This is a genomic window from Streptomyces luteireticuli (assembly GCF_041519305.1).
GTDB classification, from domain to species: Bacteria; Actinomycetota; Actinomycetes; order Streptomycetales; family Streptomycetaceae; genus Streptomyces; species Streptomyces luteireticuli.
In genome coordinates this window covers 5,844,501-5,861,858 of sequence record NZ_CP167927.1, presented here as the reverse complement: position 1 = coordinate 5,861,858, position 17,358 = coordinate 5,844,501, and the positions used below count along the sequence as shown (strand labels likewise).

16 protein-coding genes are annotated in these 17,358 nt (G+C 72.6%); 4 read left to right on the top strand and 12 right to left on the bottom strand.

The features are described from left to right. Nucleotides 1-171: 171 nt before the first annotated feature. The 6 genes from ilvC to AB8735_RS26405 all read right to left on the bottom strand — a co-directional run bounded on the left by ilvC (nt 172) and on the right by AB8735_RS26405 (nt 8,515). A complete protein-coding gene (gene ilvC / locus AB8735_RS26430; protein ID WP_372409818.1) occupies nt 172-1,173 on the bottom strand; it encodes a ketol-acid reductoisomerase in 1,002 nt (333 codons plus the stop codon). Nucleotides 1,174-1,507: 334 nt separating this feature from the next. Further along, nucleotides 1,508-2,032 carry an acetolactate synthase small subunit gene (gene ilvN, locus AB8735_RS26425; RefSeq protein WP_344019556.1) on the bottom strand — a complete coding sequence of 175 codons (525 nt, stop codon included), beginning with the start codon at nt 2,030-2,032 and terminating at the stop codon, nt 1,508-1,510. 15 nt (nt 2,033-2,047) lie between these two features. Further along, on the bottom strand, nt 2,048-3,934 hold the full coding sequence (locus AB8735_RS26420; RefSeq protein WP_372409816.1) for an acetolactate synthase large subunit: 1,887 nt from the start codon (nt 3,932-3,934) through the stop codon (nt 2,048-2,050). A gap of 311 nt (nt 3,935-4,245) precedes the next feature. Next, complete coding sequence (locus AB8735_RS26415; protein ID WP_372409815.1) at nt 4,246-7,203, bottom strand: putative bifunctional diguanylate cyclase/phosphodiesterase; 2,958 nt, start codon at nt 7,201-7,203, stop codon at nt 4,246-4,248. Beyond that, on the bottom strand, nt 7,200-7,343 hold the full coding sequence (locus AB8735_RS26410) for a hypothetical protein (RefSeq protein ID WP_344019552.1): 144 nt from the start codon (nt 7,341-7,343) through the stop codon (nt 7,200-7,202). Before AB8735_RS26410 ends, AB8735_RS26415 begins: the two co-directional genes overlap by 4 nt. Before the next feature lie 176 nt (nt 7,344-7,519). Further along, entirely contained in the window at nt 7,520-8,515 is a 996-nt protein-coding gene (locus AB8735_RS26405; protein WP_372409813.1) for a 2-hydroxyacid dehydrogenase, read from the bottom strand. An 85-nt stretch (nt 8,516-8,600) separates the two neighbouring features. Between AB8735_RS26405 and AB8735_RS26400 the strand changes: the two genes are divergently transcribed. Continuing rightward, entirely contained in the window at nt 8,601-9,593 is a 993-nt protein-coding gene (locus AB8735_RS26400; RefSeq protein ID WP_372409812.1) for an aldo/keto reductase, read from the top strand. A gap of 546 nt (nt 9,594-10,139) precedes the next feature. Here AB8735_RS26400 and AB8735_RS26395 read toward each other — a convergent pair. After that, entirely contained in the window at nt 10,140-10,733 is a 594-nt protein-coding gene (locus AB8735_RS26395; protein WP_344019546.1) for a DUF4865 family protein, read from the bottom strand. A gap of 13 nt (nt 10,734-10,746) precedes the next feature. Further along, nucleotides 10,747-11,310, bottom strand: coding sequence for a TetR/AcrR family transcriptional regulator (locus tag AB8735_RS26390; protein ID WP_372409810.1), 564 nt, complete (start codon nt 11,308-11,310; stop codon nt 10,747-10,749). A 110-nt stretch (nt 11,311-11,420) separates the two neighbouring features. On the opposite strand from AB8735_RS26390, the gene AB8735_RS26385 reads away from it, so the two are divergent. After that, nucleotides 11,421-11,606, top strand: a complete 186-nt coding sequence (locus AB8735_RS26385; protein WP_372409808.1) for a DUF6191 domain-containing protein — start codon at nt 11,421-11,423, stop codon at nt 11,604-11,606. Here the strand turns inward: AB8735_RS26385 and AB8735_RS26380 are convergent. Both AB8735_RS26380 and AB8735_RS26375 read right to left on the bottom strand, forming a co-directional pair. Then, the gene (locus AB8735_RS26380) at nt 11,585-11,770 is read right to left on the bottom strand and encodes a hypothetical protein (protein ID WP_372409806.1); all 186 of its coding nucleotides are present in this window, start codon (nt 11,768-11,770) and stop codon (nt 11,585-11,587) included. The genes AB8735_RS26385 and AB8735_RS26380 overlap by 22 nt on opposite strands. Further along, nucleotides 11,770-12,162: a VOC family protein gene (locus AB8735_RS26375; protein ID WP_372409804.1), complete on the bottom strand. Its 393-nt coding sequence runs from the start codon at nt 12,160-12,162 to the stop codon at nt 11,770-11,772. Before AB8735_RS26375 ends, AB8735_RS26380 begins: the two co-directional genes overlap by 1 nt. 160 nt (nt 12,163-12,322) lie before the next feature. On the opposite strand from AB8735_RS26375, the gene AB8735_RS26370 reads away from it, so the two are divergent. Then, on the top strand, nt 12,323-13,216 hold the full coding sequence (locus AB8735_RS26370) for a LysR family transcriptional regulator (RefSeq protein WP_372409802.1): 894 nt from the start codon (nt 12,323-12,325) through the stop codon (nt 13,214-13,216). 31 nt (nt 13,217-13,247) lie between these two features. Here the strand turns inward: AB8735_RS26370 and AB8735_RS26365 are convergent, their stop codons facing one another. Continuing rightward, nucleotides 13,248-14,078, bottom strand: coding sequence for a LysR family transcriptional regulator (locus tag AB8735_RS26365; RefSeq protein WP_372409801.1), 831 nt, complete (start codon nt 14,076-14,078; stop codon nt 13,248-13,250). A 76-nt stretch (nt 14,079-14,154) separates the two neighbouring features. Here AB8735_RS26365 and AB8735_RS26360 point away from each other — a divergent pair, with 76 nt between their 5' ends. Further along, nucleotides 14,155-14,871 (top strand): hypothetical protein, encoded by a 717-nt coding sequence (locus AB8735_RS26360; protein ID WP_344019534.1) that lies wholly within the window; start codon nt 14,155-14,157, stop codon nt 14,869-14,871. Here AB8735_RS26360 and AB8735_RS26355 read toward each other — a convergent pair. Continuing rightward, complete coding sequence (locus AB8735_RS26355) at nt 14,868-17,030, bottom strand: MMPL family transporter (protein WP_372409799.1); 2,163 nt, start codon at nt 17,028-17,030, stop codon at nt 14,868-14,870. The two genes, AB8735_RS26360 and AB8735_RS26355, sit on opposite strands and share 4 nt — an antisense overlap. Nucleotides 17,031-17,358 lie beyond the last annotated feature (328 nt).

The window sequence follows — 17,358 nt, the reverse complement described above, 5'->3', positions numbered from 1 at the left end:
GGAGACGCACGACGCTGTGAGCCTGACGCGCTTTCGTTGTGCGGCAGTCTAGCCGCGGGCCCGCGGACGTCCTGCGCCGTTTCGTCAGGATCACCCCCACGGGCCGGGACACGATGGACAACGGGCGGCGGGGGACGCGCCGGTGCACGCCCCCCGCCGCCCGGAGCCGCCTCACTCGTTGTCGTCGACCCAGCTCATCAGCTTCCGCAGCCGCTTGCCGGTGGTCTCCAGCAGGTGGTCCTGGTCGGCCTTCTTGTACTCGTTGTACTTGGGCAGACCGGACTTGTACTCCTTCATCCAGTTCTCGGCGAAGGTGCCGTCCTGGATCTCGCCGAGGACCTTCTTCATCTCGGCCTTGGTCCCGTCGTTGACGATGCGCGGGCCGGTGACGTAGTCGCCCCACTCGGCGGTCTCGGAGACCGACCAGCGCATCTTCTCCAGGCCGCCCTCGTACATCAGGTCCACGATCAGCTTGAGCTCGTGGAGGCACTCGAAGTAGGCGATCTCCGGCTGGTAACCGGCCTCGACCAGGGTCTCGAAGCCGGCCTTGACCAGGGCGCTGGCACCGCCGCAGAGCACGGCCTGCTCGCCGAAGAGGTCGGTCTCGGTCTCCTCGGTGAAGGTCGTCTTGATGACGCCCGCGCGGGTGCCGCCGATGGCCTTGGCGTAGGAGAGGGCGAGCGCGAAGGCGTTGCCGGAGGCGTCCTGCTCGACGGCGGCGATGCACGGGACGCCGCGGCCCTCCTCGTACTGACGGCGGACCAGGTGGCCGGGGCCCTTCGGGGCGACCATGCAGACGTCCACGCCGGCCGGGGGCTTGATGAAGCCGAAGCGGATGTTGAAGCCGTGACCGAAGAACAGCGCGTCGCCGTCCTTGAGGTGCTCCTTGACGTCCTTCTCGTAGACCTCGGCCTGGATCGGGTCCGGGACGAGGATCATGATGACGTCGGCCTCGGCCGCGGCCTCGGCCGGGATGACGACGCGCAGCCCCTGCTCCTCGGCCTTCTGCTTCGACTTCGACCCCTCGTGCAGACCCACGCGGACGTCGACGCCGGAGTCACGCAACGACAGCGCGTGGGCGTGACCCTGGCTGCCGTAGCCGAGGACGGCGACCTTGCGGCGCTGGATGATGGACAGGTCGGCGTCGTTGTCGTAGAACAGCTCGGCAGCCACGTGAATTGTCTCCTCGTGTACGGGTTGTGTGTCCCACCGTATGACGGGTGGGACGGGGTTGGTCGTTGGGTCTCGGTATTCGGTCGGGTGCGGGACGGAGTCGGGAGGGGGCTTGCCCCTGGCCCGCCCTTTCACCGTTTCTTGCACGCTGCCGCGCGGGGCAACGCGGCTGCGCCGCGTTCGTCCTCAAGCTCCCCGGAGGGGGCAACCCCCAGACGGGCTGATTCAGCCTGTCCGGCGTTTGAGGACATCGCCCGAAGGGCGATGCGGGCCGAGGGGCGGAGCCCCGGAGGAAACGGTGAAAGGGCGGGGTGGGGGACCAAAAACCGCCCGGCTACGCCGACCGCTCCAGCGCCCGCAGGCTGCGGTCCGTGATCGAGCGCGCGCCGCGCCCGATCGCGATCGTCCCGGACTGCACCAGCTCCTTGATGCCGAACGGCTCCAGCATCTTCAGCATCGCGCCGAGCTTGTCCCCGCCCCCCGTCGCCTCGATGGTGATCGCCTCCGGGGAGACGTCCACCGTCTTCGCACGGAACAGCTTGACGATCTCGACGATCTGCGAGCGCGTCTCGTTGTCGGCGCGCACCTTCACCAGGACGAGCTCGCGCTGGACCGCCGTGTTGTCCTCCAACTCGACGATCTTCAGCACGTTGACGAGCTTGTTGAGCTGCTTGGTGACCTGCTCCAGCGGCAGCGACTCGACGTTGACGACGATCGTGATGCGCGAGATGTCGGGGTGCTCGGTGACGCCGACCGCCAACGAGTCGATGTTGAAGCCGCGGCGGGAGAACAGGGCGGCGATCCGGGCCAGGATGCCGGGGGTGTTCTCCACCAGGACGGAGAGCGTGTGCTTGGTCATGAACGGTTCTCCCGGTCAGTCGTCGACGACGTCGTCGAAGTCGGGGCGGACCCCGCGGGCGGCGAGGATCTCGTCGTTGGAGGTGCCGGCGGCCACCATCGGCCAGACCATGGCGTCCTGGTGGACGATGAAGTCCACCACCACCGGGCGGTCGTTGATGGCGTTCGCCTGCTCGATGACGGCGTCGAGCTCGGCCGGGTCCTCGCAGCGGAGCCCGACGCAGCCCATCGCCTCGGCCAGTTTGACGAAGTCGGGGACGCGGGTGCCGGAGCAGGGCTCCTTGCCGTTGGCCGTGGCGGAGCCACCATTGAACACAGCGGGGCCGGAGTGGAGCACGGTGTTGGAGTAGCGCTCGTTGTAGAAGAGCGTCTGCCACTGACGGACCATGCCCAGCGCGCCGTTGTTGATGACGGCGACCTTGACGGGGATGTTGTTGAGCGCGCAGGTGACCAGCTCCTGGTTGGTCATCTGGAAGCAGCCGTCGCCGTCGATCGCCCACACCGTGCGGTCCGGCACCCCGACCTTGGCGCCCATGGCGGCCGGGACGGCGTAGCCCATGGTGCCCGCGCCGCCGGAGTTGAGCCAGGTGCCCGGCTTCTCGTAGCCGATGAAGTGGGCGGCCCACATCTGGTGCTGGCCGACTCCGGCGGCGAACACCGTTCCCTCCGGGGCGAGTTCGCCGATCCGCTGGATGACCTGCTGCGGGGCGAGGCTGCCGTCGTCGGGGTGGCCGTAGCCCAGCGGGTAGGTACGGCGCCAGCGGTCGATGTCGGCCCACCACGCGGTGTGGTCGCCGACGTGGCCGGCCGTGTGCTCGGCCTGGACCGCGACGATCAGATCGGCGAGGACCTCCCGGGCATCCCCGACGATCGGCACGTCCGCGGCGCGGTTCTTGCCGATCTCGGCCGGGTCGATGTCGGCGTGGACGACCTTGGCGTTCGGCGCGAAGGAGTCCAGCCGGCCGGTGACGCGGTCGTCGAAGCGGGCGCCCAGCGCCACGATCAGGTCCGACTTCTGCAGGGCGGTGACGGCGGCGACCGAACCGTGCATGCCCGGCATGCCGACGTGCTGGGGGTGGCTGTCGGGGAAGGCGCCGAGCGCCATCAGGGTGGTGGTGACGGGGGCGCCGGTCAGCTCGGCGAAGACCTTGAGCACGGCGGTGGCACGGGCCTTGAGCACCCCGCCGCCGACGTAGAGCACCGGCCGCCTGGCCTGGGTGATCAGCTTGGCGGCCTCGCGGATCTGCTTGGCGTGCGGCTTGGTGACGGGCCGGTAGCCGGGCAGGTCGGTGTGGGGCGGCCAGACGAACGTGGTCCTCGCCTGGAGGGCGTCCTTGGCGATGTCGACCAGGACCGGCCCGGGGCGGCCGGTGGAGGCGACGTGGAACGCCTCGGCGATCGTCCGCGGGATCTCCGACGCGTCGGTGACCAGCCAGTTGTGCTTGGTGATCGGCATGGTGATGCCGCAGATGTCCGCCTCCTGGAAGGCGTCCGTACCGATCGACTTGGACGACACCTGGCCGGTGATGGCCACCAGCGGGACGGAGTCCATATGGGCGTCGGCGATCGGCGTCACCAGATTGGTGGCGCCGGGGCCGGAGGTGGCCATGCACACCCCGACGCGGCCGGTGGCCTGGGCGTAGCCGGTGGCGGCGTGCCCGGCGCCCTGCTCGTGGCGGACGAGGATGTGGCGGACCTTCGAGGAATCCAGCATCGGGTCGTAGGCCGGGAGGATCGCCCCGCCCGGAATGCCGAACACGGTGTCGGCCCCGACCTCCTCCAGCGAGCGGATGAGCGACTGCGCGCCCGTGACGTCGCGCTCGACGATCGCGGGCTGCTGCTGCGCAGCGCCGCCGCGGCTGCGCGGCTGCGGATGATGGGACCCGGTGGCCTGCTCGGTCATCGACATTCTCTTCTCGGAGACTCGACTGCCTGAGGACTGCTTCAGGACTGCTTCAGGACTGCTTGACGGATGCTTCGACGGTGGTGGCTGACGGTGGTTTCTGGGGAGGGTGCTGCGGGGGTTTCGCAGATTTCGCGGTGTTTGCGGGCGTCTGTGCAACAAAAAACCCCTCGTGCCGTAAGGCAAGCGAGGGGAGCGCGCCGGTGCGATCAGCAGGCGGTGGGTGACGGCCTGCTTCAGCCGACGCGCTGTCCAAGTACGAGAATTCGGGTGCGCATGGGACCGACCCTCTCCCCGTCGCGGGCGAGGTGTCAAGTGGGTGGGACGGGCGTCTCATTATTTGAGCGCAATGGAGCATGTGCGAGCGCCCCCGCGCCCCCCGCGGCTCCGCTCCGCGCCCCCGCCGACAGGAACATCCCCCCGCCGGGCAGCGGGCCGCCGACGAGCACCCGCTTCCCGCCGCCCCCGAGCGGGGGCAGCGGGCCGCGCGCACCGTCTCCGTCCGGGGCCTCGCCGGGCACCGGGAAGACGCCGCGGCCGAGCGCATGGCGCAGCCGGTGCTCGTCCAACGGGCCGGAGAACGCCAGGCCCTGGGCATGGGTGCAGCCCATGGCGCGCAGGGCCCGGGCCTGCTCCGCGTCGTCCACACCCTCGGCGACGGAGAGCACGCCGAGGTCCGTGGCGATCCTCAGCAGCCCCGCGGTGATCTTGTGCAGCCGGGCGGATTCGGCCACGCCGTCCACCAGCTCGCGGTCGAGCCGGAGGACGTCGACGGGCAGCCGGCGCAGCGCGGTCATCGCCGCGTAGCCGCTGCCGAAGCCGTCGAGGGCGACGCGGGCGCCGAACCGGCGCAGGGAGACGAGCCGGCGCTCCAGCTCCTCCAGCGGGACCCGGGGGTCGCCGCCGGTCAGCTCCAGGACGACGCCGCCGGACGGCATGCCGTGCCGCAGGAGCAGCGACTCCAGGTGCTTGGGCGGCAGGGAGCTGTCCATCAGCCGGGCCGCGGAGAGCCGGACGTAGACCGGGACGCAGTGCCCGGCGCGGCGGCGCTGGGCGGCCTGCTCGACGGCCTTCTCCAGGGTCCAGCGCCCGAGTTCGGCGGTGCGGGTGCTCTCCTCGTCGCGGTCGAGGTCGGCGACGCGCAGGAACTCGGCCGGGGTGAACAGGATTCCCTGCGGCGAGCGCCAGCGGGGCTGCGCAGCCACCGCGGTGATCCGGCCGGTGGCCAGCTCCACGACGGGCTGGTGGAGCAGGGCGAACTCGCCGTCGTGCAGGGCGGTGCGCAGCCGGGTGGCGAGCTCGGCGCGGCGCACCACGTCGGCCTGCATCTGCGGGGCGTAGAGCTCGACGCGCCCCTTTCCCGCCTGCTTGGCGCGGTACATGGCGAGGTCGGCGTTGCGCATCAACGTGCCCGGGGTGATGCCGGGTTCGGCGAAGGCGACGCCGATGCTGGCGGCGACGCGGACCTCGGTGCCCGCCTCCACCGCGTAGGGCTGGGAGAGGGTGACCCGCAGCCGGTCGGCGATCTCCAGGATCCGGTACTCCCGGGCGGCGGGGTCGCGGGTGCCGTCGCCGATGATCAGCGCGGCGAACTCGTCGCCGCCGAACCGGGCGGTGCTGTCCCCGGCGCGGACGGACTCCTGGAGCCGGCGGGCGGCCTGGACGAGGAGCTCGTCGCCGGCCTGGTGGCCGACGGTGTCGTTGACGGCCTTGAAGCCGTCGAGGTCGATGAAGAGCACGGCGGTGCCGGGGTCGGTCACTCTCCGGCCGGCCAGGGCCTGCTGGACGCGCCGAGTGAACAGGGCGCGGTTGGGCAGGTCGGTGAGCGGGTCGTGCTCGGCGGTGTGCTGCAACTGGGCCTGGAGACGGACGCGTTCGGTGACGTCACGGCTGTTGAAGATGAGGCCGCCATGGTGCCGGTTGACGGTGGACTCGACATTGAGCCACTCGCCGTCGCCGGAGCGGAAGCGGCACTCGATGCGGGTGCTGGGCTCGTCGGCGGGCGGCGCGGCCAGGAAGCGGCGCACCTCGTGGACGACGCGGCCCAGGTCCTCGGGGTGGATGAGGGAGGCCAGTTCGGAGCCGACGAGCTCCTCGGCCTCGCGGCCGTAGACCCCGGCGGCGGCGGGGCTGACGTAGCGCAGTATCCCGGTGGGCGCGGCGATCATGATGACATCGCTGGAGCCCTGGACCAGGGAGCGGAAGTGGTTCTCCTGCTGGGCCAGTTCCTGGGTGAGGGAGATGTTGTCGAGCAGCATGATGCCCTGGCGGACGACGAGGGCCAGGACGACCGTGCAGCCGGTGAACAGCACGACGCGGTCGACGTGGTGGCCGTCCAGGACGTTGTAGAGGATGCCCAGCGTGCAGACCGCGGCGGCGAGGTAGGGCGTGAGGGCGGCGATGGGCCGGACGGCCCGCTGCGGGCGGACGACCGGGGCGGGCGTCCCGTGCTGCTCGCGGGCGACCCAGGGCGCGTACGCCATCAGCATGTAGCCCGCGAACCAGCCCGCATCGAGGATCTGGCCGGAGCGGTAGTTCTCGCGCAGCAGGGGCGAGGTGAACAGGGCGTCGCACAGCACCGTCAGGGCCAGCGCGGCGATCGCGGTGTTGATCGCGGAGCGGTTGGCGGACGAGCGGCGGAAGTGCAGGGCCAGCACCATGGAGACCAGCACGATGTCCAGCAGCGGATACGCCAGGGAGAGGGCGGCGTGGGCCACCGTCTCGCCGGCGAAGTGCGCGGTGTGGGCGAGGGCCAGGCTCCAGGAGAGGGTGAGCAGCGAGCCGCCGATCAGCCAGGAGTCGAGGCCGAGACAGACCCAGCCGGCCCGGGTGACCGGGCGCCGGGCGAGGACCAGCAGGCCGATGATGGCCGGCGGCGCGAAGAGCAGGAAGGCGAAGTCGGCCGCGGAGGTGGCCGGAACCCGGGCCCCGAGGACGACCTCGTACCAGCCCCAGACGGCGTTGCCGAAGCCGGCCATGCCGGAGGAGACGGCGAACAGCAGCCAGGCGGGGCGGAAACGGGTGGTGCGGGTGCGCGCGTACCAGAAGCAGGAGACCGCGGCGAGCACCGCGGCCCCGCTGAGCCCGAAGTCGCCCATGGTGGTGGCGAGCTCGGGCGAGCCCCAGCCGAAGGCGGCCCCCGTCGCGTACCCCCCGCACACGACGGCGAGCAGGAGCTGGGACACCACTCCCGAGGCCCCGGCGGGCCCCCCGGCCGGCCCTCCGGCAGGGACGGGCCGCCGGGGCAGGGCCGCTCCCTGGGCGGTCACCGCTCCGCCGTCCCGGGCAGGGCCCGGAACGCCTCCGGCGCGGCCGCCCGGGGAAGCCGCGGGAGCAGGGTCGCCACGCTGTCGGCGACGAGCCGGGTGTGGATGAGCCGCGTCGGGTTGATCGTCCATTGGCCGTGCATCGCCCGTCGCCCCCCTTGAGTTCCGGTGCTTCGCTGCGGCCGTACGGTGCCCGGCGCAGCCCCCGGTCCGGACGATACACCAGACCCGTCACTCAGGGACATAGCTCATATACATAGCGTAACTAGCTACGGGATTATGGACACGCAGTGCAGTCGAACGGTATCTGTACGTGGCTTCAGGCGGCAGTGGCTACGACGTTTCGCAGAGGCTCGTCCAGTGCGAATCCGGCCAGTTGGCCGCGGAGCAGCGCCTTGGCGCGCGGTGCGAAGGCCGACGAGGGACCACCCACATGAGGGGTGACGAGAACGCCGGGAGCCGTCCACAGCGGGTGACCGGGCGGCAGCGGCTCGGGGTCGGTGACGTCCAGCGCGGCCAGCAGCCGCCCGCTCTCCAACTCGGCCAGGAGCGCGCCGGTGTCCACGACCGGGCCGCGCGCGATGTTGACGAGCAGGGCCCCGTCCTTCATGCGCGACAGGTGACGGGCGTCCATCAGGCCCCGGGTCTCCTCGGTGAGCGGGGTGGCGACGACCACGACGTCGGCGTCGGGCAGAAGGTCCGGCAGGGCGGCGACCGGATGCACGGGACCGCGCTCCGTATGCCGTGACGAGCGCGCGACGCGCACCACCCGCGCGCACTCGAAGGGTTCGAGCCGGTCCTCGACGGCACGGCCGATCGAGCCGTACCCCACGATGAGCACCGACTTGTCGGCGAGCGCCGGGCGGAAGCCCTGCCGCCACTCCCCCGCGTCCTGCGCCCGGACGAAGCCGGGGACGTCCCGCAGCGAGGCGAGGATCAGCGTGAGCGCGAGCTCCGCGGTGCTCGCGTCGTGCAGGCCGCGGGCGTTGCACAGCACGGCGTCGGCCGGCAGCGCGGCCACGGCGGGGAGCAGGTGGTCGACTCCGGCCGTCAGCGCCTGCACCACACGGACGTTGCGCATCAGCGGCAGCGGGCGGGTGCACACCTCGGCGGCGGCCAGCGTGCCGGTCACCGCGTAGGGGACGCAGTAGAAGGCGCAGCGGGCGGGGTCGGTGGGGAACTCCCCCGTACCGTCCCAGAAGGCGTACTCGAGCTGCTCCGGGAGACCATCGATCTCCTCGGGCCGGAAGGGCAGCCAGGCCAGCGGCCGGTTACCGGTGTTACTGCCGTTGCTGCTGCTGTGAACTGCGGTCATGCCCGGAGGCTAGGCGAAGGGCCGCGGTCCGCAAAGGTTAAGTTGGGGGCGCGCCGATGCAGGAGGGAACGGGAGGGCACGGCCGGTGGAGCGCAGGACAATCGGTGCGACGGCCCTCGAAGTGGGCGCGATCGGCCTCGGGTGCATGCCCATGCACTGGGCGTACACCGCCTCCCAACAGGGCGGCGAGGGCGCCCTGCGCGCCGTGCACGCGGCCCTCGACGCCGGTGCGAACCTCCTGGACACGGCGGACATGTACGGCCCGTTCACCAATGAGCGGCTGGTGGGGCGGGTGTTGCGCGAGCGGCGCTCGGAGGCGTTCGTCTCGACGAAGTGCGGACTGCTCGTCGGCGATCAGCACATCGTCGCCAACGGCCGCCCCGGCTATGTCAAACGCGCCTGCGACGCGTCCCTGCGCCGCCTCCGGACCGACGTCATAGACCTCTACCAGCTCCACCGCCCCGATCCCGAGGTCCCCGTGGAGGAGACCTGGGGCGCGATGGCGGACCTGGTCGCCGCCGGAAAGGTGCGCGCCCTCGGCTGGTGCGCCATCGGCGCCCGCACGCACCGCCGTTCGCGCGGCGGCCTCTACGACGCGACGATCCGCCAGCTGGAACGGGTGCAGCAGGTCTTCCCCGTCAGCTCCGTGCAGGCCGAACTCTCGCTCTGGTCACGGGAGGCGCTGGACGCGCTGGCGCCGTGGTGCGCCTCCCGGGGCGTCGGCCTGCTCGCGGCGATGCCTCTGGGGAACGGTTTCCTCAGCGGGACGCTGACCCCTGGGCAGGGGTTCGAGCCGGAGGACATCCGGGCGCGGCATCCGCGTTTCACGGCGGAGATGATGGCCGCGAACCAGCCGATCGTCGCCGGACTGCGGCGCGTTGCCGCCCGGCACGGCGCGACGGCGGCGCAGGTCGCGCTGGCGTGGGTGCTGGCGCAGGGGCGGCATGTGATACCGGTGCCCGGGACGAAGAAGGAGCGGTGGGCGACGGAGAATGCGGGGGCGGCGGGGGTGCGGTTGGGGGTGGGGGATTTGGCGGAGCTTGATGCGTTGCCGGCGGCGCGGGGTTCGTGGGACTAGGGGGGTTGCTCCCCGCCCCGCCCTAATCCGTTTTCGTAGGGGCTGCGCCCCTGCGGTACCCCGCTGCGCGCTGCCGCGCGCGGGGGCCCGCGCTTCGCGCGGGTGGGCGGGGCTTCGCCCCTGCGCCCCACCGGGGGCTGCGCCCCCTGGCCCCCTGAAGCGCCCTGCGGGCGCTGTCCTCAAACGCCGGACAGGCTTGGGTATGTGCCCCTGCCCCGCCCTTTCACCGTTTCTTCCGGGGAGACCCCGGACCCCATCCGCCCTCCGGGCGGAGTCCTCAAACGCCGGACAGGCTATCCAGCCCGTCCGGGCTGAAGTGCGCGCCCAGGCTGAAGTGCACACCTGGGCTGAAGTGCGCGCCCGGGCTTTGGAATCCGGCCCGGGCGCGAAACCCAGCCCGTCCGGCGCTTGAGGACGAGCGGCGAAGCCGCGACAAACGGGGGCCAGGGGCGAAGCCCCGGAAGCAGGGGTGCAGGGGGCGCAGCCCCCGCCGGGGCCCCGGGGCTCCGCCCCGGAAGAAACGGTGAAAGGGCGGGACCGGGGCAACTACCAAAGACGCCCAGCCCCCATCGCCCCCAACCCCGGCGACGACACATGCAACACCTCATACCGATCCGCCGCCCCCTCCTGAACCTCCCCCTCCCACAATGCAAACCGCAGCAACTGCCAACCCCGCGGATCGAAGGCAAGCGCAGCCGTATGCAGACCATCCCTCCCGGACAGCTCCTCCAACTCCGCGATCTCGCGCTCGAACAGCGCGGCCAAGTCGCCCGGTTCACCGACGGGAATCGGTGTGAGCCGCCGCGACGCGGCGCGCGGCACCGCGCCCCGGGCCGGTCCGGCCTCAAGAGCGACACCCGTCCAGTGCTGGACGACCGGCCGCCCGAAGTCCGCGACGATCCCCTGGAATCCGCCGCCGCCCACCAGGAAGTGGCTCATCGCCCCGATGTCCTGCCACAGATAGAACGGCGCGTACTGGTTGACCGGCGAACCGGCCGCTCCCCGCTCGCGGACGAGGTACGCCTTGAGGCCGAGCCCCGGACGGTCGTCCAGGGCATGGCCCCGGGTCGCGACCCGGTGGCGGATGATGCCCATGTCGTAGTCGGCGGGCAGGGTGATCTCGTACTGCTTCGCGTACATGTGTGCCGCTTCCTTATCGCGCCTGCTGCCGCAGCAGCCCCAACACGCCCTGGACGGCCTGCTCGTACGGCTCGGACGAGCCGGCCGCGCGGGCCAGCACATAGCCGCCCTGGAGGACCGCCACGACGGTGGACGCGGTCGCCTCCGGGTCGAGCGCGGCATCCAGTTCACCCCGTTCGCACCCCTCCCCGAGGAGTTCCGCGAGGCGGGAGCGCACCCATGCGAAGGTCTCGTCGACGGGGGCCCGCAGCGCGGGGTCGGCGACGACGTCCGGGTCCTGGGTCAGCCGGCCGACCGGGCAGCCCCTCAACACGTCCCGTTCGCGCAGCAGATAGGCGGAGATCCGCTCCAGGGCCGTACCGGGGCCGGAGAACTGCTCCTCGGCCTTGGCCCGCATCTCCTCCGCCGTGCGCCGGATCGCGGCGAGGGCGAGGTCCGGTTTGCCGCTGAAGTGGTGGTACATACTGCCCTGCCCGGCCCCGGCCCGCTGCTGGATCGCCTTGGGGCTGGTGCCGACGTAGCCGCGCTCCCACAGCAGTTCGCGGGTGCTCTCGATGAGTCGCTCGGAGGTGCTCATGATCACGAGCGTACATACCAGTAGGTACAGAAACAACCCGGGGAACCGTCCCGCCCGGCGGGGACGTTGCACCCCCGGGGCGGAAATCCGCCCGCGGGAGGCGAGTTGGGATGTTCGACGCGCTGATGGAACTGTTCGCCCCGGGCCACAAGCGCACCAGGGAGGAGCGCGACCGCCGCGAGATGCGCCTCGACGACGTCGGGGACGGCGACCCCGGGCGGGGGCCGGTCGACCTCGACTCGGGGCACGTGGTCATACGCCTCGGGCCGGACGCTCACCCGCCGACGCGCTCGTGAACACCGCGCTCGTGAACACGGCGGGGCTGCCGCGGGACGTACGGCAGCAGGCCGTCCGCCCCGGGCCGCCGGGCGGCGAACCGGGCCTCCCCGGCCAGTTGGTGGCCGACGGCGTCGCGGGTGAACCCGACGGCACGGAAGTGACGGACCAGGAATCCGAACATCAGGCGGCGTCCTGCGGGTACCAGCGCAGTTCCACGGTGTTGCCGTCCGGGTCCCGCACGTAGAGGGAGATCGCGGTGCCCCGGGCGCCGAAGCGCTTGCCCGGGCCGTCCACCACCGTGAAGTCACCGGAATCGATGACCTGCTGCCAGTCGAGCGGCTCCACCACCAGGCAGATGTGGTCGACATTGGACCCTTCCGGCTGCCCCTCGGAGGACGCGAAGAGGTCGATGATGGTGGTGGGGCTCACCCGCACGGACGGGAAGGGGACCTTGCCGGCCCGCCACTCCTCCACCCGCACCGGCTCCAGCCCCAGCGGGCCGGTGTAGAAGGCGAGCGAGCGCTCGATGTCGGTGACGTTCAGGACGAGGTGGTCGAAGGCGATCACGCGCATGGGTACTCCTCGGGTTCGGGGCGCCGGAGCGCCGGTGGGACACGGCGGCGGCCGGTCGCCGACCGCGGTGGCCCGCCGTTGACTTCAGCATCTCCCGGCACCCATCCATCAGTCCAAGACATGTTTGTCATCCTTATCCATCGTGGTTCACGATGGATGGATGGACCTCCAGCAGATGCGCTACGTCCTCGCCGTGGCGGAGACCGCGAACTTCACCCGTGCCGCCGAGCGGTGCCACATCGTCCAGTCCGCGCTCAGCCACCAAGTGGCCCGGCTGGAGCAGGAATTGGGCGCCCGGCTGTTCGAGCGGACCAGTCGCCGGGTGCGGCTGACCGCCGCGGGGGAGGCGTTCCTGCCCGCCGCCCGCCAGGCCCTGGAAGCGGCCGAGCGAGCCCGGGCGGAGGTGGCGGCGGCCACCGGCGAGATACGGGGCCGGCTGGCCGTCGGATCGATCCCCACCCTGACGGCCGTCGACCTCCCGGCGGTGCTGCGGGAGTACCGCCGGCGCTACCCCCGGGTGCGGATCAGCCTGCGGGCCGTCTCCAGCGAGCGGATGGTCGAGCAGGTGCGCGACGGCAGACTGGACGCGGGGTTCCTCGGCGTACCGCCGGGATTCCGGCCGCAGGGCGTCCGCGACCGCGAACTCGCCCACGGGCGGCACGTCGCCGTGGTCGCCCCCGGCCACCCGCTGGCGCGGGAGCGCGAGGTGGACCTCCACCGGCTCGTCGACGAGGACTTCGTGGACTTCGCCGAGGGCAGCGCCGCCCGCGCCCAGTCGGACGAGGCGTTCGCCGCGGCCGGACTGCGCCGCGACGTCGCCTTCGAGGTGTCCAGCGCCGAGCTCATGGCCCGGATGGTCCGCCACGGACTGGGTATCGCCCTGCTCCCCGCGACGTTCGCCGCCGAACTGCACGACCTGCGGAGCGTGCCGGTCACGGACGGGCCGGTGCGGGTGGAGCGCCTCATCTGGAGCCGGTTCACCCCGTCACCCGCGGCCGCCGCCTTCCTGGCCCTGCTGGGCGCCGACACGTCGCCCCCGGAAGCCGGCGGCTGAGCCGGGGCGAGGCGCACGGGCCGGCGATTCGTCAGAAGACCGGGGAGCCCGTCCCGGTGCGCAGCGCCTCCACGCGGTGCACCAGCCGCGGCGCGACGACCGGTACCCCCACGACATCGTCACGCCCCGCCACCGCCGCGCCCGGCAGCGTCGCCAGCCCCCGCCCCGCGGCCACCAGCGCGAGCAGGCCCCGCACATCCGTCCCCTCGTAGCGCAGCCGCGCCCGGTACGCCCCGGGGCCGCACACCGCGCGCAGCCGGTCCAGCGGAACGGCCGTGCCGGGAGCGTCGATCCACAGCGCGTCGGCGAGGTCGGGCAGGCACAGGCCCGTGCGGCGGGCCAGGGGATGCCCGGCGGGCAGGGCCACGCACAGGGGGGACTCCTCGACGACCGTGGCGGTCAGAGGGCCGGTCTCCGGGAGGGGAAGCGGGTCGCTGGGACCCGTCATGCCGTCGACCAGACCGAGGTCGAGTTCGCCGGACGAGACGGCGGCGGGGATCGCCGCGCGGTCCAGCACCCGTATCAAGCCGGTCCGGTCGGCGGGCAGTCGATCCAGAGCCCCTGTGGCCAGGGGCGAGACGCCGACGGTCAGCCGGGCCGACGGCGCCGCGCCGAGCCGGGCGATGTCCGCCCGCGCCGCGTCGAGCCGCAGCAGCAGCGGCCCGGCGTGTTCGAGGAGCCGCTCCCCCGCCTCCGTGGGCGCCACCGGGCGGCGGCCCAGCAGGGCCGTCCCGAGGTCGGACTCCAGCGCGGCGATGTGCTGGGAGACGGCCGACTGCGTATAGCCGAGTTCACGGGCCGCCGCCGAGAACGAGCCGTGGCGCGCCACGGCGACGAACGTCCGGAGGAGATGGGGATCCATGGACATCAGTATCGCTAATGGAGCCTGTAGAAATCATCGTTGGCGGTGATCGGTCCCGCCCGGCCAGGATGGGGCCATGACCACCACACCACGCCTCGCCCTCGTCGGCGACCGTTCGCCCGCCGTCCGTTCCCACGCCCGCGTCCCCGGCCTCCTCGAATCCCTCGACCGGCGCGACCGGTTGACGCTGGACGCCTACTGGATCCCGACCGAGGAGGCCGAAGTCCCGGGCGCGCTCGACGGGTTCGACGCCGTCTGGCTGCTGCCGGGCAGTCCGTACCGGAGCGAGGCGGGGGCGGTCGCGGCCGTCCGCACCGCGCGCGAGCGGGGCATCCCGTTCCTGGGGACGTGCGGCGGATTCCAGCACGCGGTGCTGGAGTTCGCGCGGGACGTGTGCGGGCTGGCGGTGTCCCACGCGGAGAACGACCCGGCGGCCGAGGACGCGTTGATCGTGCCGCTGGCCTGTTCGCTGGTCGGGCACGAGGGGCCGGTCGTCGTGACGCCGGACAGCCTGGCCGGGCGGGTGATCGGGGCGGGGCGCACCGTCGAGCGCTACCACTGCGCGTACGCCCTGGACCCCGCCCGCGCGGCCGAACTGACCGCCGCCGGGCTGCGGTTCAGCGGTCACGACGAGGAGGGCGGCATCCGGATCGCGGAGCTGCCGGGACACCCGTTCTTCCTGGCGACGCTGTTCCAGCCGGAGCTGGCGGGCGACGGGACGCGGGCGCACCCGGTCGTCCGGGCGCTGGCGGAGGCCGCGGTGGAGCACGCGCGGCTCGTGCCCGCGGCCTAGACCGGTACGCGTTCCGGCGGCGTCACGGGCTCCCGCGGTTCGATGCTGAACCGCGGGAGCCATCGCTCCAGGCGGCGCGGCAGCCACCAGTTGGCGCCGCCGAGCAGGTGCATCAGCGCGGGGACGAGCAGGGTGCGCAGGACGAACGCGTCCAGGGCGACCGCCGCCGCCAGGCCGATGCCGAACATCGCGATCACCCGGTCGCCGCTGAGGACGAAGGCGAGGAAGACCGAGATCATGATGATGGCGGCCGAGTTGATGACCCTGCTCGTCTCGGCCAGGCCGACGCGTACGGCGCGGCAGTTGTCGCGGGTGGCGAGCCACTCCTCGTACATCCGGCTGACCAGGAAGACCTGGTAGTCCATGGAGAGTCCGAAGAGGACGGAGATCATGACGACGGGGAGGAAGGGTTCTATGGGCCCCGCCCGTCCCAGGCCGAGGAGTTCGCTGCCCCAGCCCCACTGGAAGACCGCGACGATCAGTCCGAACGAGGCGGCCACGGCGGCGATGTTCATGGCCGCGGCCTTCAGCGGTATGCCGACGCTGCGGAAGGCGAACAGCAGGAGCAGACAGCCCAGGCCCACCACCGTGCCCACGAACAGCGGGAGTTTGCCGAGGACGACGCGGGCGAAGTCGTCGTAGCCGGCGGTCGGCCCGCCGACGTGGACCGGCAGCCCGGCCTTGGGCAGCACCTCCGAACGCAGCCGGTCGACGAGGTCGCTCGTGGCGCGGGACTGCGGGGAGGTGGTGGGGACGACGGTGATGACGCCGGTGGAGCCGCCGCCGTTCAGCTGTGCGCGGCCGACGGAGGCGACGCCGTCGGTGCGGCGGAGGCGGTCGGGGAGCCGGTCGAAGGCCACGCGGTCGGCGGCGCCGTCGAGTTCGGCGACGAGCAGCAGCGGGCCGTTGACGCCGGGGCCGAAGCCTTCGGCGATCATGTCGTAGGCCTGCCGGGTGGTGGCGGACGCGGGGTTGGTGCCCTGGTCGGAGGTGCCGAGGCGGAGCGAGAGCGTGGGCAGGGCGAGGACGAGCATCACGACGGCGGCCAGCGCGCCGAGCGCCTTGGGGTGGCGCTCCACAAAGGCGGACCAGCGGGCGGCCGGGCCCGTGGGGGCCTCCTCCCGGAGGGGGCCGTCGTGCGCCAGCCGGCGGCGCTCGCGGCGGCCCAGCGCGCGGTGGCCGATGAGGCCGAGCAGGGCCGGGAGCAGGGTGACGGACGCGGCCACCGTGAGGACGACGGTGAGCGAGGCAGCGAGGGCGACGCCGACCAGGAAGTCCAGCCCCAGGATCAGCATCCCCAGCAGCGCCACGCAGACCGTGCCGCCGGCGAAGACGACGGCCCGCCCGGTGGTGGCCACGGCCCGTTCGGCGGCGAGCGGGACCGGCAGGCCCTGCCGCAGCCCCTTGCGGTGCCGGGTGACGATGAACAGGGCGTAGTCGATGCCCACCCCGAGCCCGATGAGGGTGCCCAGCATGGGCGCGAAACCGGCGACCGTCATGACATGGCTCAGCAGGACGGTGCCCATGGCGGCCGTACCGACGCTGACGAGGGCGGTCGCGATCGGCAGCAGGCTGGCGGCGAGCGAACCGAAGACGACGAGGAGGACGACGGCGGCGACGGCGACGCCGATGATCTCGCTGAGGTGGCCGTCCGAGCCCTCGGTGACGGCGATCGAGCTGCCGCCGAGGGCGACGTCGAGGCCGTTCCCGGTGGCGGCGCGGGCGGTGTCGACGACCTTGCGGACCTGGGCGGGGTCGGGGTCACCGGTGGTGTTCGCGAAGGTCAGCGTGGCGTAGGCGGTGTGCCCGTCCGGGCTGATCGCACCGCCGCCGCCGCTCTTGTACGGGCTGCCGACCGCGGCGACGCCCGGGAGCGCGGCGACCTCGCGGAGGGCGGCGGTCATGCGCTGTTCGACGGCCGGGGTGCGGACGGTCTCGCGGTCGGTGTGCCAGACGATCGTGTCGTCGCTTCCGTGCACCGGGAAGTCGCGCTCCAACAGGGCGGTGGCCCGGCCGGATTCGGTGTCCGGCATCCGGTAGTCGTCGGAGTAGGCGGAACCGGCGAGGGTGGCGGCGACGGTGGTCCCCGCGAGGACGGCGAGCCACATGACGATGACGACGAGGCGGCGGCGCAGGCACCACCGGGCGAGTGAGGTCATTCCCTGGTTCCCGGGTGTCGTGGTCGCGCCGATCACGCCGGGTGGCACGTGCGCGGGGCTTTGGCGGTCCACTGTGGCAGGCGGGGGAGATCTTTTGTCCCTTTTGTGGCGGAGGCCACAGGGTGGTGGCGGGAGAGGGGTTTGCCCCGGCCCCGCCCTTTCACCGTTTCCTCCGGGGCTCCGCCCCGGGGCCCGGCACCGCGGCGCAGCCGCGGTGGGCGGGGCTCCGCCCCTGCTCCCCGGCGGGGGCTGCGCCCCCTGCACCCCTGCTCCCGGGGCTTCGCCCCTGGCCCCCTTTTCGGGGCTCCGCCCCGGACCCCGTTGTCGC